Source organism: Nostoc sp. ATCC 53789 (assembly GCF_009873495.1).
GTDB lineage: Bacteria > Cyanobacteriota > Cyanobacteriia > Cyanobacteriales > Nostocaceae > Nostoc > Nostoc muscorum_A.
The window spans coordinates 3,472,083-3,489,688 of record NZ_CP046703.1 but is presented as its reverse complement, the minus strand read 5'-3'; the positions used below and the strand labels follow the sequence as shown (position 1 = coordinate 3,489,688).

The following is a 17,606-nucleotide window of genomic DNA, read 5'->3' as shown; positions in this document are numbered from 1 at the left end:
AGGACTCAGAACTCAGAACTCAGAACTCAGGACTCAGAACTTAAAGTTATGGCCAATCTAAAAGCAATACGCGATCGCATTCAGTCGGTCAAAAACACCAAAAAAATCACAGAAGCCATGCGTCTCGTAGCTGCGGCTAGAGTGCGTCGGGCGCAAGAACAAGTACTAGCGACTCGCCCCTTTGCCGATCGCTTGGCACAAGTATTATATGGTTTGCAAAGCCGTTTGCGCTTTGAAGAAGCAAACCTGCCACTACTGAAAAAAAGAGAAGTTAAGTCAGTCGGGCTATTGGTAATTTCAGGCGATCGCGGTTTATGCGGCGGCTACAATAATAACGTTATCCGTCGTGCAGAGAATCGTGCCAAGGAAATCAAGGCAGAAGGTTTAAACTATCAATTTGTGATCGTCGGGCGCAAAGCTACACAGTACTTTCAACGCCGCGATCAGCCCATTGATGCCACTTACAGCGGCTTAGAGCAAATTCCCACCGCAGCCGAAGCCAATCAGATTGCCGATCAACTACTTTCCTTATTCCTTTCGGAAGAAGTTGACCGCATCGAATTAATCTATACCAGATTTCTTTCCTTGGTTAGCTCCCGTCCTGTAATCCAAACCTTACTGCCCCTCGATCCACAAGGACTAGAAGCGGGTGATGACGAAATCTTCCGCTTGACAACCCGTGGTGGTAAATTTGAAGTCGAACGGGAGAAAGTGGCTAGCCAAGTTCGCGCGTTGGCTCCTGACATGATTTTCGAGCAAGATCCAGTACAGATCCTCGATTCTTTGTTGCCCCTGTATCTGAGTAACCAGCTATTGCGGGCGCTGCAAGAATCTGCGGCTAGTGAACTAGCAGCGCGGATGACAGCTATGAGTAATGCTAGTGAAAATGCGGGTGAATTGATTAATACCCTCACACTGTCTTACAACAAAGCTCGACAAGCTGCCATTACCCAAGAACTCCTAGAGGTTGTAGGTGGTGCTGAAGCACTAACTTAGGAAAATATTTGTTGTGGATTATGGCAAATAGCCAATTGCTAATGGTTTTAAAATTAGCGATTGGCTATTTTGACTAAGTGGAGCCATATATTCTGACTTTGATAATTACGAATTACGAATTACGAATTACAAATTCAAGAATCGCGTATTATAATCGAAGTATGAAGTGCATGGGTCCGTCACGGTTTCGACAGGTTGGCGAACGCTGCTCTGTGATTCAGGTCGAGAGTGAGTCTCCTCTCGGAAATCAAAGGCTCAAACAAAAAGTAAATGCGAATAACATCGTTAACTTTGCTCGTAAGGATGCTCTAGTAGCTGCCTAAACACCTCTTATAGGTTCGAGCGTCTTCGGTTTGACTCCGTTAAGGACTGAAGACCAAACCCCAACGGATGCTCTAGTAAGCGTTCTCTGGTTGGCTTGCTAGCTAAGATTAAATCAGAGAATCCTACGTTCGGGATAATGAACGATTCCCGCCTTGAGGGTCAGAAAGGCTAAACCTGTGAATGAGCGGGGGGTCAATACCCAATTTGGACAGCAGTTCGACTCTGCTCGGATCCACTAAGAATAAATAACAAGTCCACCTGATAATTTTATATCAAGGTGGATTTTGTTTTGTGCTGTCTGAATATATTAAATCAGTAGACCGAATTGAGCCAAGAAAGGAATCAATTCAAAATCCAAATCTAAAATTAGTGGACTTTCAGCATTTCCTGATGAAAGGATGTTTATTTTGCCCTACTTTAATTATTTAGCACTTCGGTATACCTGAGCTACATCACAATCAATGTGCTAATTTTTACCAGAGTTTATTCAGGCTGTTAAAATCTTCTTGGTCTGCATAATTAAGGTTGAAAGCAACGGTTCAATATCCTTGCTTTCCTAATTGCTGCAAAACCTTGACCGGTGATTTAATCCGTAACAGACCCCCAGCAGCCTTTGACTTTGGGAGAAACGCCAAAGCGATCGCCTCTTCAGTTTTACTATTACTATCGTTGTAGCAAAGATATGCGATCGCTTACCAATCCTGGCCCAACTTTTGCATTGACGAAATTACTACGAGTGACGAGAGGCTTTAATGATTCTGTTCCTGGGGTTGTTTGCGTGCGGTTCCAAACCTTCTTCCTCTTTGTTTAAGTACCCGTCGTAACCGATCTGCACTCAAGCTTACCTGGCGTTCAGATGCCAGTTTTTTTGCTAATTGTTTAGAGTTATAAGTCTGTGATTCTTGAGCTAAACAATTTTCTAGATAAACCAAATCTGATTCTGAATATCGAGGTTTTCCACCTCGTCCAGAAGCATCCCACAGACCTGCTAAACCCATCTTTTCCCAGCGATGAAGGGTTTGACGTACTGTTGAAATTGCCCAGTTCAAACCCTTAGCAATTTGCTCGTTTTTTAAGCCACGATTATTTAACAGTAAGACTTGAGCCCGATCCTTGGTGCGTTGAGGAACATGTTTAGCTTTTCTTAACTCTTCTAAAGTCAGCTTTTCTTGCTCAGTTAGAAAGACTTTTAATCTGCATCCCATAATTAATAACCTTTTACACAGTTAATTGTTGGAATCTTTTCTTAAGAACTTGTTAGCGTCGTTCTAATTAATGTCTAAAGTCGATAATAAAGGACTGTATCATTAAAATTCTTCAATTATTCTTATGAATACGGTGATTTATCGAAACTTTAAAAATAATTTTTACGCTATTTTCCATTGGAATGAGCAGAAAAACATATACATAGAAGCCTTCTTCCTTTTTATTCAACTCCTCTCTAGAAATTTTTCTTAACTATCTCCAACAAATATCTATTTTCTCGACTTCACATAAATTTCATATTTAACATAACAGTATTATTGCTTGAAACAAAAATAAATTCAATACCTATTGGAGATAGAAAGATTTGTGTTACTTTTCCTATTTTTACCACTTTTCCTACTTTTCCTACTTTTCCTACTTTTCCTACTTTTTTGTAAAATAGCGTCTTAAAAAACTAACTTTTAATCTATCCTCTTAAGACAATTATTCTACGCCATAACTACAGAGTTTGTTTGTAAAACCTAGTATATTTTTATCATTTATACATCACTCTCAAAAGAATTAACTTTTATTTGTCAACTTCCTTATGCAGCCATTTAAGAGGCAAAAACAATTAAAGAGTATGCTTTTGAGTTGTACTGAGTTTTATATAATAGTCCTAGATGTATGATATTAGTTTTGATGTTTTCAGTTTTTATTGTCAAATAATATAAAGAAAATGATATTTTTAAATTAGAATAAAATTAGATAAATAGCAAAATAAAATACTAAGTAGATTTTCCTGAATAAATTAATATTTAGTAGATTTTTTGAGTCATATTTCTTGCTAGAAAACAGCAACAATTGATACAAGTTAAATTATTCAAAAACTGATATTCATTACAACTTAAACAAAAAATAATAGAGAGAATGGGGGCAGAAGAAAAACCTGACAATTTGCGCTCGGAGACGAATAATGGTAGCGATGTCTACGACCGGCAAGGCCAACGCAGAGAACGCTCAACATCGGCTAACTATACAAACTGTAGAAATTGCCCCTAACACAACGGCGATTCGCTCTCTTGACTGGGATCGTGATCGCTTCGATATCGAATTTGGACTACAAAACGGTACAACCTACAATTCATATCTAATTAGGGGCGAACAAACAGTTTTGATTGATACTTCTCACCAGAAGTTTCGCGATCTGTATTTAGAGACTTTAAAAGGTCTTGTTAACCCCAAGACAATTGATTACATAATTGTCAGCCACACAGAGCCAGACCATAGCGGTTTAGTAGAAGATGTCCTGCAATTAGCTCCTAGAGCTACCGTCTTAGCCTCAAAAGTTGCGCTTCAGTTTTTGGAAGGCTTAGTCCACGATCCATTTTCTAAGCGGGTTGTCAAAACCGGCGATCGCATCGATATAGGCAAAGGACACGAAATGGAATTCGTGAGTGCGCCTAATCTGCACTGGCCGGATACAATCTTTAGCTTTGACCGCAAAACCCAAATTCTCTACACCTGTGATGCTTTTGGGATGCACTTTTGTGACGATCGCACCTTTGACGAAGATTTAGAAGCTATCGAAGCTGACTTTAGATTTTACTACGACTGCTTGATGGGTCCTAACGCTCGTTCGCTACTGAATGCGATGAAGCGGATGGGCGATCTAGGAAAGATTAATATTATCGCAAATGGTCACGGCCCCTTATTATACCACCATTTAGATGTTCTGACCGGGTGTTACGAAAATTGGAGCCAAAAACAAGCTAAAGCAGAAACAACAGTAGGCTTGTTTTTTGTCTCAGATTACGGTTATGGCGAGCGCCTTGGTCACGCAATTGCCGAAGGTATTTTGAAAACTGGGGTTGGAGTAGAAGTACTAGATTTAAGTACTGCTGAGAGCCAAGAAATTCAAGAATTAGCTGGAAGAGCCGCTGGCATCATTATTGGTATGCCCCCAAGTACCGCCGCCGCCGCCCAAGCTAGTATCAGTTCAGTGCTAGCTGTCGCCAAGAATAAGCAATTTCTTGGGCTGTTTGAATGTTACGGTGGGGATGATGAACCCATTGATACACTCCGCAGACAATTTCTTGACTCTGGCATCAAAGAAGCTTTCCCACCCATTCGGATTAAAGAGACTCCCAGTGCATCAACATTCCAGTTGTGTGAAGAAGCTGGTAAAGACATCGGACAATTGCTAGTGCGCGATCGCAACATCAAGCAAATCAAGTCTCTTGATGTCAACATGGAAAAGGCGTTGGGTCGCATTAGTAGTGGACTATATATAGTCACGACTAAAAAAGATAATGTCTCAAGCGCAATGCTGGCATCTTGGGTAACGCAAGCGAGTTTGCAACCATTAGGATTAACAATTGCCGTTGCGAAAGACCGCGCCATTGATTCCTTAATGCAAGTAGGCGATCGCTTCGTCCTCAACGTTTTGGAAGAAGGCAATTATCAAGAATTGAAAAAGCACTTTCTCAAGCGCTTACATCCCGGTGCTGACCGCTTTGCAGGAGTGAAAACTCAAACCGCGAAAAACGGTTCTCCCATTCTAACTGATGCTCTGGCATACATCGAATGTGAAATACAGAGCAGCATGGAATGCAGCGACCACTGGATTTTATACTGCACAGTCCAAGAAGGTCGTGTCTCTAAAAACGATGGACTCACAGCCGTTCGCCATCGCAAAGTAGGTAATTACTACTAAGAAATAGGGAAGAGGTAACAGGTGACAGGTGACAGGGGACAGGGGACAGAAAAGAAAACTATCCCCTGTTTCCTATGATCCATACTCTATAACCTATTCCCTGTTCCCTATCCCCTATTCCCTATCCCCTATTCCCTGTTCCCCATAACCTATTTCCAATTCCCCAACTTTAAATAGCTATGACCAATTCCAAGCCACGCGACGTACAAGTTCTACCAATTGCTACAAATACTAAGGCGATCAAAGCACGTAGTTGGTCACGTCTGCGGTTTGAAATTGAATACGCACTTGAAAGAGGTACTACCTCCAATTGCTATTTAATTGAAGCTGATAAAACCGCACTTATCGATCCACCGCCAGAAAGCTTTACCGAAATTTATTTAGAGGCATTGCGGCAGACTTTAGATTTACAAAGTTTGGATTATATAATCCTGGGTCATTTTAGTCCCAATCGAGTTGCAACCCTCAAAGCAATTTTAGAACTGGCACCACAGGTAACTTTTGTCTGTTCTCTTCCCGGTGCGAACAATTTGCGTGCTGCTTTCCTAGAGCAAGATTTGAAAGTCTTGGTGATGCGCGGGAAAGAAACTCTGGATTTAGGCAAAGGTCATGTTTTGAAATTCTTGCCCACTCCTAGCCCACGTTGGCCGGAAGGACTTTGTACCTACGATCAGCAAACTCAAATTCTCTACACAGATAAGTTATTTGCAACTCATCTCTGTGGTGATGAAGTGTTTGATGATAACTGGGAAGCGCTCAAAGAAGACCAGCGTTACTACTTTAACTGCCTGATGGCTCCCCAAACTCCTCATGTGCAAGCAGCTTTGGAGAAAATATCAGATTTGCAGGTGAGAATGTATGCTGTGGGTCACGGGCCTTTGGTACGCAGCAGCTTAATCGAACTCACCAAAGCTTATGGAGAGTGGAGCCGTTCTCATAATGATCGCGAGATTTCCGTTGCCCTACTTTACGCTTCAGCTTACGGTAATACGGCGACTTTAGCACAAGCGATCGCTCTGGGATTAACTAAAGGTGGAGTTGCAGTCAAATCGATTAACTGCGAATTTGCCACCCCTGATGAAATTCGCATCAACCTCGCACAGTCAGAAGGTTTTATCATCGGTTCTCCTACTATCGGTGGTCATGCGCCAACTCCTATTCATACTGCTTTAGGGATTGTGATCTCAAGCGGTGACAACAGTAAACTCGCTGGAGTCTTTGGTTCTTACGGCTGGAGTGGCGAAGCCTTTGACTTAATAGAAGGTAAACTCCGGGATTCTGGATACCGTTTTGGCTTTGACACATTGAAGGTCAAGTTTAAACCTGATGATGTCACTCTCAAGTTCTGTGAAGAACTAGGTACAGACTTTGCCCAAACACTGAAAAAGGCTAAAAAAGTACGTGTACCACAACAAGCCGCTACCCCAGTGGAACAAGCTGTAGGTCGCATTGTTGGTTCCGTATGCGTGATCACAGCTAAACTTGGAGAAGTGTCTACCGCAATGTTAGGCGCTTGGGTTTCTCAAGCCACCTTCAACCCACCTGGAATAAGTGTTGCGATCGCCAAAGACCGAGCGATCGAATCTTTGATGTATCCAGGTGGTAAGTTTGCCTTAAATATTTTACCTGAAGGCAATCATCAAGACTACATGAAGCATTTCCGTAAATCTTTCGCGCCTGGAGAAGATCGGTTTGCTAACTTTAGTACAGCAGTTGCAGATAACGGTTGTACTGTCCTCACCGACGCTTTAGCATATTTGGAATGCTCAGTCAATCAACGTCTGGAATGTGGCGATCACTGGGTTGTATATGCAACTGTGGACGAGGGTAAATTACTCAAACCTGATGCTGTTACTGCCATCAACCATCGCAAAACTGGCACTCATTACTAATTATAGGTAATCTCCTAAGTTGAAGATTACCCTGCAATGCAACTCTAGCAGGATTTTTGCTACTTACTCTGTCTGCTACGGATACAATCAACCGCGCTAGATGTCTGCACATCTGAATAAATCCACCTACACATGAGAGTGATAGGTGGATTTATTTTTTTGCTTGGAACAATGCGTTTAGAAATAACAGCAACGGCAGAACTCAATACTTGTCGGTTAAGGGGAAAAGGGGAAGGTGGGGCCCCCTCTGGGGATAAGGAGCGGGGGAAAGGGAAAAGAAAAAACCTTTAACCTTTACCCTTTACCCTTTAACCTTTTCCCCAAACCCAATTCCGAGTTAAAAATGCAAAACCCGAGCAGTATTGCGGCAGAACTGACGTATCTACATAATAAATTCATCTTTTCTTTAGCATAAATTTACACTTGTATAGTCAATAATTTAGCCTATGCAAAATCTGATTAAGTAAAGGTTATGAAACTCTTAAAATCTGATATTATCTGGTAATTGTAATGTTTCATGACTAAAAGCCTAAAAATTTATTACATTCAGGCAGCAAAAAGAAGGAGATCCTAATTGATTAGGAAAATAGACACACAAGGTTTTCAGCTTAAGCCGCTTGGGACGTATTTAGTTGAAGCTGAACTAATTAATCCAGATGAATTAGACATAGCACTCAAGACACAAGAGTTGAGTGGTGAGCAGTTGGGAAAAATTCTGGCAATGCATGGTTTTGTTAAGCAGCAAACCATTGAGTACTTCATGTCAAAAGTTGTATTGCCAGAGCGACGCAAGATCCTCAAAAACCAGTCTTATTCAGACAATGCTAAGAGTGACAGGATATCTGTAGTTGAGCCAAGAAGTTCTATAAAACCAGAAGATGCGATCGCAGCGTTGCAATCACCGCAGAAATTGAAGGTATATCTTTCTGCCAACAAAACACTCAAATTCCTGCTAGGCGTAGTATTGTGCTTGGCTCTTGTCAGTCTTTTGGCTAATTACAATGTCTACTATCTACCTGACTTTCCTGGGAGAGATATCTTTAGCATTCTATTCGATCTCAACAGCGAGGATAATATTCCTGCAATTTACTCTGGAGGAGCTTTACTATTTTGTTCTATTCTGCTGGAGATCATCTTCCAAGCTCAGAGGTTAGCTAAGAATAAAGATGTCTGGGCATGGAGAGGATTGTCAATAGTTTTTGCTGGTTTATTCTTAGATGAATTGATCGGTCTTCATGAAAGACTAACTGCACCACTGCGAGATACATTTAATACTAGTGGTTTTCTTTACTACGCTTGGGTGATTGCGGGTGCTATCTTCGTACTTCTCTTTTTGCTAGTATTTGGGCGATTTATCGCTACTCTTCCTGGCAAGACACGACGCTTATTTTTCATTGCTGGAACAATCTACGTAGCAGGTGCAATTGTGAGTGAATTGGTAGGTGGATACTATGAATATTACTACACCCCCCATAACATGATTTATGTCTTCATAACAACTATAGAAGAAGTGCTAGAGATGCTGGGCATAGTTATCTTTATTTATGCGCTGTTTTCGTACATAAGTTGCAATATTAAAGGTATAGATATAGGAATCCACATTATTGATTCTAGAAAGCAAGACGAGCTGACTTAGAGTTGTTTGAAAAGTATGATTGCTAACATCTAAGCTTCGGAAACTTAAGCCCCTAGTCCTATTACCTACAAGGAAATGGGGGTTTTAAAACCTCTTTAACTTTTGAGGATAAGTTTGGACGCGGAATTTATAGTATATTTTGTAACTTTTAAAATATCCTCTAACTGCTCGAAATCTACTACTCTCTCAGAATAGTAACAATCTGGAAATCACTTTTGAAGGGATGGCTGATGAAAAAGTTATCCTGCAAAACTTTGCTATAGAAAAACTAGATAACCTATCAGCAGTGGGTAATATCCTGTTTAATAAGACAACTACAATTAGTGACAGCTTTGATATCCTCAAGGCCAACTCCACCCAAAGCAACATCTTCAACAAAAACACAGTCACCTTTCTGAATGACCTGAAAAATAATAGACTTGTCGGGTAATAACAAAAAAATGGCTGTAAAGATTACCAGGTGAAGGTTACAGCTATTCCTGTACGAAATACTATAAACGCTTACTATATAAGGCTTTCAGAAATTTATCGTCCTAATTTCCCGACAACTCTAATATCAATGGTTTTGACAACTCAACTGATGTCATCAATGGTCAGGGGTGAGTGCAATTTCAGTATTAAAGCGGAAATAATATAAATTCACTTGCTGAAATTCCGCAATTGCCACCAAGACAATTGCAAAAACGCAGTGTAGCCTTTAACTAGAAAAACACTATCAGGCAATTGCTAGACAAAATGCCGACTATGGTCGCTAAACTTTTATAATATTTGTTGTTCTTATGACTCCAAAACACACCAAAATTCAATTTCCCCTTTGGCAGTATCTGAACCAGCCTTTATTTAGTCACGATACTAAATTAGTATTGAATCCCCAACGCTTTGCATTGATCTGGCGGCTTCGACTTCTAGAACGCTGTTGGGCTAAAGAATGTGATGCCAAAGGACCCCAACAGCATTAGCTACCTGAAAAGCTTCAAACTAAGCCTCGTCTACAGAACGAGGCTTTTTGCCGTCAAGTAAAGCACTCACAGTCATATCTCCCATAACATTAATCGCGGTGCGGCAGCGATCTAAAAACCAGTCGATGGTAACTAGCAAAGCAATGTACTGGGTAGGTAAGCCTACAGAAGTGAACACTAGTGTCATCGTTACCAGTCCAGCATTGGGAATATTCGCCGCACCTACAGATGCAAAAATCGAGGTCAGAATGACAATTAACTGCTGTCCTAAAGTCAGATGTTGCCCAATTAGTTGGGAAATATACAACGCAGACATTGCTTCATAAAGGGCAGTGCCATCATTATTGAAATTTGCCCCTACTAATGCCCCCAAAGCAGCAGAAGATTCTCTTAAACCAACTTTTGTTTGCAAAACCTCAAAAGTTACGGGCATTGCCGCCGCAGAGGAGGAAGTTGAAAAAGCTGTTAAAAAGGCATCAGAACCGCCAGCTAGGAATTTTAGCGGGGGTACCCAAGAACCAAATTTTACTCTAGTGAGGTAATAGCACGCCTGCAATGCCAGCGCTAACAGCACCGCCAGAATAAATGCACCCAAAGATTTAAACGGTGTAAATCCTTGCATAGCAACTGTTTTAGCAACAATCCCAAAGACGGCGAAAGGCACTAAGGCAATTACCCAGTTGAGGACACCGACTACCGCCTCAAACAAAATCCCGATGACATCCTCTATCGGCTGGTATCCTTTTTTCCCTTGGGCAATTTGTTCAGATTTTAAGCCCCGCAGGACGATGCCAAAACTTAAGGCAATAACAATTAGTTGAATGACATTATTATCAACTAATGGCTTCAGGACAGCTTCGGGTACAGCATCTTTGAGTATTCCCCAAGGATCGAGACTCTGAGTAGGTATTTCTGTAGTTGTTGAGGTAGCTACATTGCCCCAAGTCCCCGGACGCAGCACATTCGCTACCAAAAGTCCCACTAAAATAGCTACGGTAGTGTTAGTCAAAAGTAGCACTGCCAGCCGCCGTCCGGCTGTACCGGGGATATCGGTAGTCATTAAGGTATGCAGCACCGCTACCAGAATCAGGGGCGTAGCTAGAGCGCGGAGAGCCTTTAGCACCAACTCAGCCGGAATTGCTAAATTGTTAATTAAAGTGGCATTGCTGGGATTGGGATTCCCCGCACCAAGTGCAATTCCAACGCTGACTGCGGCTACTAGGGCGATGAGAATTTGCAATGTGAGAGGGATACGCTGCCACCAAGGGCTAGCTTTGGTTTCAGGCGAAGTAGTACTCTCTGTTTCACTCATTAGTTAGATGCTGATGAACTGCTGTAACTATTAAGACAACACTGATGATAGTGACAATTTCGGAAAAAGAACAGCTTTAATTTTAGGTAAAAACTGCTAATGTAATATTCCGTTGCTTTGCAAAATCCGGCTTGAAAGGGTATACCACAAGGTAGACCCCTAAAGATATCTTGGCTTGTGGTTGGAGATGCTTATGTCCTTTGTGCCTTTACATATTCACAGTGACTACAGTCTACTAGATGGGGCAAGTCAGCTACCAGAGTTGGTGGATCAAGCGATCGCACTGGGGATGAAAGCGATCGCTCTTACCGATCATGGTGTCATGTATGGAGCCGTTGAACTGATCAAAATCTGCCGTAGTCAAAATATTAAGCCGATTATCGGCAATGAAATGTATGTAATTAATGGCGATATCGAAAAACAAGAACGTCGCCCAAAATATCATCAAGTCGTTTTAGCTAAAAATACCAAAGGTTACAAAAATTTAGTCAAATTAACCACAATTTCGCATCTTCAAGGTGTTCAAGGCAAAGGGATTTTTTCACGTCCTTGTATTAATAAAGATTTACTAAAACAATACCATGAGGGCTTGATTGTCACCAGTGCTTGCTTAGGTGGAGAAGTTCCCCAAGCGATTCTCAGTAATCGACCAGATGCAGCCCGGAAAGTTGCTCAGTGGTATAAAGATGTATTTGGCGATGATTATTATCTAGAAATTCAAGACCACGGCTCCCAAGAAGACCGAATTGTGAATGTAGAAATAGTGAAAATTGCTAGAGAACTAGGCATTAAAATTATTGCTACTAATGATTCACATTTTATTTCTTGTTTCGACGTTGAAGCCCACGATGCTTTGCTATGTATTCAAACTGGCAAGCTAATTATTGAAGATAAGCGGATGCGTTATAGCGGCACAGAGTATCTCAAATCTGGTGAGGAGATGCGGCAGCTATTTCGTGACCATTTAACGGATGATGTGATTGCAGAAGCTGTAGCTACTACTGAAGAAGTCGCTGATAAAGTCGAGCCTTACCATATTATGGGTGAGCCTCAGATTCCTACACCCCCCATTCCCTCCGGTCATACTGCTGACACTTACGCCGAAGATGTTGCATGGAATGGACTTTTAGAACGATTAAATCGCAAATCTCGCCAGGAAGTCGATTCCGTCTATAAAGAAAGATTGGAATACGAACTGAAAATGATTCAGCAGATGGGTTTTTCCAAATACTTTTTAGTTGTATGGGACTATATTAAATTTGCTAGAGATAATAACATTCCTGTCGGGCCTGGTCGGGGTTCTGCGGCTGGTTCATTAGTTGCTTATGCAATGCGAATTACTAATATTGACCCTGTGCATCATGGGCTACTATTTGAGCGTTTTTTGAACCCCGAACGGAAATCCATGCCTGATATTGATACGGATTTCTGTATTGAACAACGGGATAAAGTTATTGAATATGTCACTGAAAAATACGGTGCAGATAGAGTTGCTCAAATCATTACTTTTAACCGTCTAACCTCTAAAGCAGTTTTGAAAGATGTCGCCAGAGTATTGAATATTCCCTACGGGGAAGCTGACAAAATGGCGAAATTAATTCCTGTAGTGCGAGGGAAACCAACAAAACTCAAGGTGATGGTTTCCGATAAAACTCCAGAACCAGAGTTTAAAGAAAGATATGATAAAGAACCCCATGTTCGCCATTGGCTTGATATGGCGATGCGAATTGAAGGAACTAACAAAACTTTTGGTGTTCATGCAGCCGGGGTGGTAATTTCAGACGAACCACTTGATGAAATTGTCCCGCTACAGAAGAATAATGATGGTTCCGTGATTACCCAGTATTTCATGGAAGACCTGGAATCAATGGGTTTGTTGAAAATGGATTTCCTGGGTTTACGGAACCTGACCCTGATTCAAAAGACCGTTGATTTGATTCAAGAAACGAGAGGATATCGGGTCGATCCTGATGAAATTCCTCGCCAGGAAAGAAAAGCCCAGAAGATATTAGCTAAAGGTGAACATAGCAGCTTACCTAAAGATGTACAAAAAACTTATGAATTATTAGAAGCAGGTGAGTTAGAAGGGATATTTCAATTAGAATCTTCTGGGATGCGTCAGATAGTGCGAGATTTGAAGCCTTCTAATATAGAAGATATTTCTTCGATTTTGGCACTTTATCGACCGGGACCATTAGATGCGGGGCTGATTCCTAAGTTTATTAATCGCAAACATGGTCGAGAAAATATTGATTATCAACACACTGTTTTAGAACCAATATTAGACGAAACTTATGGAATTATGGTCTATCAAGAGCAAATCATGAAAATTGCTCAGGATATGGCTGGATATTCTTTAGGACAAGCTGACTTGCTGCGTCGGGCGATGGGTAAAAAGAAAGTTTCTGAGATGCAAAAGCAGCGAGAAAAATTCGTAGATGGCGCAGCAAAAAATGGTGTTCCGAAAAAAGTTGCGGATGAATTATTTGAGCAAATGTTGAAGTTTGCTGAATATTGTTTAAGCTATGAAACGGAAATATTGACAGTAGAATATGGATTGTTGCCGATTGGGAAAATTGTAGAAAAACGTATTGAATGTACTGTGTATAGCGTTGATAATAATGGGAATATTTACACGCAACCTGTAGCACAGTGGCACGATCGCGGACAACAAGAGGTGTTTGAGTATTGTTTGGAAGATGGTTCATTGATTCGGGCAACAAAAGACCATAAATTTATGACTGTTGATGGTCAAATGTTGCCAATTGATGAAATATTTGAGCGGGAATTGAATTTGATGCGGGTAGATAGTTTGCCGAATTAAGAAAAGATGCAGTCAGAGTTCAGCATTCTCCGCTTGCTATCCGAATGAGAGCTAGAGGACTTTTATAAGTTGATAGTGAGGTTAAATCGCCATGTATAGACCAACCGCTTTTCAAGAAGATAATGTTGATAAATTGATCGCCTTTATGAGAGCCAATAGTTTCGCTACGTTGGTATCGATTATAGACGGTGTACCTTATGCTTCACACGTTCCTCTCGTCATTTCAATGCAAGGGGATACTGTTAAATTAATCGGTCATCTGGCAAAGCAAAATCCTCAATCGCAAGCCCCTGGTACTGAGTTACTTGCTATCTTCACCGGAGCGCACGCTTACATTTCTCCTACCTTATATGAAAAGCATGAGAGCGTACCGACGTGGAACTATATTGCGGTTCACGCGTATGGTATTCCCAAAGTCATTATGCTCAATGACTCCCCAGAATCAATGAACCAAATGATAAACGAGATGATAGACACCTACGAAGCTGACTACAAATCCCATTGGCACGGTTTATCTGACGGATTTCGTGAAGGTCTGATGAATGGCATTGTAGGTTTTGAAATAACTGTTACACGCTTAGAAGGTAAGTATAAACTTAGTCAAAACCGAAGCCAAGTTGAGCAGCACAATGTGTCAAGTACACTGCTACAAAGTTCAGATACGGCTGCTCGTGCCGTCGGTGCCGAGATGAAACAAAATCTTGAATCCAATGAGTATTAGACATCTCCAAAGAAGCAAACGTTAAAAGGGACAACTGGCTGTGTTGTCTCGGTGCATCAATATCTGAAGGTAAAAATATTGAGTGGCATTCTTAAGTACTGGAGTTTGGACTAAAAAGCTAGAGAAAAGCAGTCAGCAGTAACACTGACTGCCGTAAAGTCAATGAAAGTAATCGATAAATCATTGACGTGATGATCCTGACACAACTAGAAAAATTCCGCCAAGGTATCTACGATTGTTTGGGAAAGGCCAAAGATGCAGTATTTGAATTGATGGATGCAGTATTAACAAGTCCGAGTATCCCATCGTTTGTAAGCTTGTCACAAAGCCCAGTATTTCGACGGCAATGGTCGAGCATTTATGCAGCACTACATGATAGTCGTCCACCAAAAAGAAAACTGATGAAGCTACTGGTACAGGAGGTAGTGACGGATGAACAGCCATTTCTAGCAGGAGATCATAGCTTTTGGGCAAGACCAGAAGCGAAGACACTAAAAGAAAGAACTTTTCATGGGGACTCCAGGGGAAGCATAGGCATCGGACAAAGTTACAGTACGTTAGCGTGGATACCAGAAGCGGATGGGAGTTGGGCATTGCCGTTAAAGCACGAACGGATCACCAGCTTTGAAACGCCAACAAGTAAAGCCGCATTCCAACTTAAACAAATAACCCGTGAGTTAGGCAAAAGACCGCTTGCTGCTTATGACCGAGGCTACGGCAACGCCAAATTTGTCCAAGCCACGGAGAAGATTGACGCAGACCTGTTGCTGCGTTTAGCTTCTAACCGATGCGTATGGGGTACACCCGGTACTTACAAAGGACGAGGCGCACCGTGTAAACATGGTCATAAGTTTAAGTTCAATGACTCGGAAACTTGGGCAGAGGTAACTGAAACTCTAGAAGTTGAAGACCCGCAAGTTGGTCGAGTAAAAGTCATGCGCTGGAGTGGGTTTCATTTTCTTCAATCTCCAAACCGGGCAATGGAAATCATTCGCGTCGAGGTGATCCAACCAGTTGGACGCAATCGTAAGTTCCAACCCTTATGGCTAGCTTGGTTGGGTCAGACAATGCCTCCATTAGAGGATCTCTGGCAAAAATACCTCCGCCGCTTTGCTCTAGAACATTGGTATCGATTTGCCAAGCAGAGGTTATATTGGACACAGCCTCAGCTTGGCTCTACTCAGGCAGCAGAGCGATGGAGTGACCTGATGCCATTGTTAACTTGGCAATTATGGCTAGCTAGACTTGCCTGTATTGATTCCCCCTTGCCTTGGCAATCGACTCAGGATAAACTGTCTCCAGGACGCGTAGCACAAGCCTTTCCTCTAATTTTAGCCACTATTGGCACTCCTGCTCAACCCCCGAAAACTCGCGGTAAATCACCTGGGCGTGCCCAAGGGCATCAGCCACCTTCGCGTAAGCGTTATCCCACTGTCAAAAAACACGCATCTAAAAAACCTAAAACCGAAGAATCACTTAAGAACGCTGATCTAACTGCTGCTTAGTTTCTGCTTCTTTTTCAACGATTCAACTTAACTCAGCCTCTAAAAGAAGTTGGGTAACTTTTTCTTGCTTTCTATTCATTGCTGCTAAATGCCAATTAGTCCAAACTCAAGTAAGTAAGCGCAAGTTACACCGGAAGAGTTCATAGAAAATCTGTGAGCGATCGCTTTGAAAAATAATTCAACAAAATTTTAGCGCTGGAAACACACCTTTGCTGCATATTATGACTATAGGCTAGAAACATTAGGCTACACTTGGTGACATGATCAAAGGAGGTCATGTTTTTATGTTGTCCTATGAAGATATTGGTGCTGAATGCCGGATCGAGTACCCAAAAGAGTTGTCTGTATGAGATTGCAGATGAGGCTTTCTCCACCGAAGCATCTCAACCCCTTTGGGAAGGGAAAATCAACTGGACTCAAGATCGCGGTGTAGCAGAAATTGAAGTGAAAACTGCTACAGGTGCAACACTGCAAGAATCAATTTCTGATGATTCCCCACAGGCACACCTCACCTATATGCTTCATACACTTACTGATGGTGCTACCAAAGTAATAGATCGGTTGTCAGAAATCGATGTGGTGGGGCATCGGATAGTACATGGTGGACAGGATTATCGAGATAGTGTAGTAATTACTGAGGATGTCAAAAAGGCGATCGCTAGCTTATCTAACCTCGCTCCAGCACATAATCCAGTAGCTTTGGAAGGTATAGAAGCAATTGAAGAAATCTTAAAAGATGTCACCCAAGTAGCAGTCTTTGATACTGGATTTCATGCCACTCTCCCCGATGCAGCCGCAATCTATCCCGGCCCTTATGAGTGGGTAGAGCAAGGAATCCGTCGCTATGGGTTTCATGGTATCAGTCACCAATACTGTTCTCAACGTGCTGCCCAAATTCTCGGTCGAGATGTTCCACCTGAGCGGTTAATTACCTGTCATCTGGGCAATGGTTGCTCTTTAGCAGCAATTAAAAACGGCCGCAGTATTGATACCACAATGGGATTCACGCCCTTAGAAGGATTGATGATGGGTAGTCGTTCTGGTTCAGTTGATCCGGGAATTCTGATTTATCTGTTGCGGTATTGCGATTATTCCGTCGAAAAGTTGGATGAGATATTAAATAAAGCTTCTGGATTAAAGGGAATTTCGGGTGTATCTAGCGATATGCGCGAAGTGAGAGAAGCGATGTCTACGACGGGCTACGCCAACGCTCAAGGTAATTCCCGCGCTCAATTGGCGTGGGATATCTACGTGCATCGTCTACGTTCTGCGATCGGTGCAATGCTTACCAGTTTGGGTGGATTAGATGCTTTGGTGTTTACAGCAGGTGTAGGTGAACACTCTGCGGAAATTCGCCAAGCCGCCTGTGAAGCTTTTGGTTTTTTGGGATTGAAACTTGATCTTCAGAAAAATCAACAGCAGCCTGTGGATGAAGATATTGCTACAACTGACTCAGCAGTACGGGTATTAGTTATTCATACTCAAGAAGATTGGGCGATCGCCGGGCAATGTTGGCAACTTTTGCAAAAATAAAAA

Annotated in this window: 12 protein-coding genes and 1 other RNA gene; 11 read left to right on the top strand and 2 right to left on the bottom strand. The window is 41.9% G+C overall.

Going from position 1 to position 17,606, the window contains the following annotated elements; translation table 11 throughout:
* Positions 1-48: 48 nt before the first annotated feature.
* The gene (locus GJB62_RS14275; RefSeq protein ID WP_114086146.1) at positions 49-996 is read left to right on the top strand and encodes a F0F1 ATP synthase subunit gamma; all 948 of its coding nucleotides are present in this window, start codon (positions 49-51) and stop codon (positions 994-996) included.
* Between the two features lie 172 nt (positions 997-1,168).
* Positions 1,169-1,558: a transfer-messenger RNA gene (gene ssrA / locus GJB62_RS14270) on the top strand.
* Between the two features lie 511 nt (positions 1,559-2,069).
* On the opposite strand, the gene GJB62_RS14265 is transcribed toward ssrA, so the two are convergent.
* Positions 2,070-2,525: a helix-turn-helix domain-containing protein gene (locus GJB62_RS14265; RefSeq protein WP_114086147.1), complete on the bottom strand. Its 456-nt coding sequence runs from the start codon at positions 2,523-2,525 to the stop codon at positions 2,070-2,072.
* A gap of 956 nt (positions 2,526-3,481) precedes the next feature.
* On the opposite strand from GJB62_RS14265, the gene GJB62_RS14260 reads away from it, so the two are divergent.
* The 5 genes from GJB62_RS14260 to GJB62_RS37470 all read left to right on the top strand — a co-directional run bounded on the left by GJB62_RS14260 (position 3,482) and on the right by GJB62_RS37470 (position 9,708).
* Positions 3,482-5,221 (top strand): diflavin flavoprotein, encoded by a 1,740-nt coding sequence (locus GJB62_RS14260; RefSeq protein ID WP_114086148.1) that lies wholly within the window; start codon positions 3,482-3,484, stop codon positions 5,219-5,221.
* 179 nt (positions 5,222-5,400) lie between these two features.
* On the top strand, positions 5,401-7,113 hold the full coding sequence (locus tag GJB62_RS14255; RefSeq protein ID WP_114086149.1) for a diflavin flavoprotein: 1,713 nt from the start codon (positions 5,401-5,403) through the stop codon (positions 7,111-7,113).
* Positions 7,114-7,687: 574 nt separating this feature from the next.
* The gene (locus GJB62_RS14250) at positions 7,688-8,749 is read left to right on the top strand and encodes a hypothetical protein (protein WP_114086150.1); all 1,062 of its coding nucleotides are present in this window, start codon (positions 7,688-7,690) and stop codon (positions 8,747-8,749) included.
* A 223-nt stretch (positions 8,750-8,972) separates the two neighbouring features.
* On the top strand, positions 8,973-9,179 hold the full coding sequence (locus GJB62_RS14245) for a hypothetical protein (RefSeq protein WP_181852956.1): 207 nt from the start codon (positions 8,973-8,975) through the stop codon (positions 9,177-9,179).
* 349 nt (positions 9,180-9,528) lie between these two features.
* Complete coding sequence (locus tag GJB62_RS37470) at positions 9,529-9,708, top strand: hypothetical protein (protein ID WP_114086151.1); 180 nt, start codon at positions 9,529-9,531, stop codon at positions 9,706-9,708.
* 19 nt (positions 9,709-9,727) lie between these two features.
* Here the strand turns inward: GJB62_RS37470 and GJB62_RS14240 are convergent, their stop codons facing one another.
* Positions 9,728-11,020, bottom strand: coding sequence for a dicarboxylate/amino acid:cation symporter (locus tag GJB62_RS14240; protein WP_114086152.1), 1,293 nt, complete (start codon positions 11,018-11,020; stop codon positions 9,728-9,730).
* A 193-nt stretch (positions 11,021-11,213) separates the two neighbouring features.
* Between GJB62_RS14240 and GJB62_RS14235 the strand changes: the two genes are divergently transcribed.
* The 4 genes from GJB62_RS14235 to GJB62_RS14220 all read left to right on the top strand — a co-directional run bounded on the left by GJB62_RS14235 (position 11,214) and on the right by GJB62_RS14220 (position 17,603).
* A complete protein-coding gene (locus tag GJB62_RS14235) occupies positions 11,214-13,844 on the top strand; it encodes a DNA polymerase III subunit alpha (RefSeq protein WP_114086153.1) in 2,631 nt (876 codons plus the stop codon).
* A 91-nt stretch (positions 13,845-13,935) separates the two neighbouring features.
* A complete protein-coding gene (locus tag GJB62_RS14230; RefSeq protein WP_114086154.1) occupies positions 13,936-14,565 on the top strand; it encodes an FMN-binding negative transcriptional regulator in 630 nt (209 codons plus the stop codon).
* A 191-nt stretch (positions 14,566-14,756) separates the two neighbouring features.
* Positions 14,757-16,070: an NF041680 family putative transposase gene (locus GJB62_RS14225; protein WP_159402443.1), complete on the top strand. Its 1,314-nt coding sequence runs from the start codon at positions 14,757-14,759 to the stop codon at positions 16,068-16,070.
* 294 nt (positions 16,071-16,364) lie between these two features.
* Positions 16,365-17,603 (top strand): acetate kinase, encoded by a 1,239-nt coding sequence (locus GJB62_RS14220; RefSeq protein WP_114086276.1) that lies wholly within the window; start codon positions 16,365-16,367, stop codon positions 17,601-17,603.
* Positions 17,604-17,606: the final 3 nt, after the last annotated feature.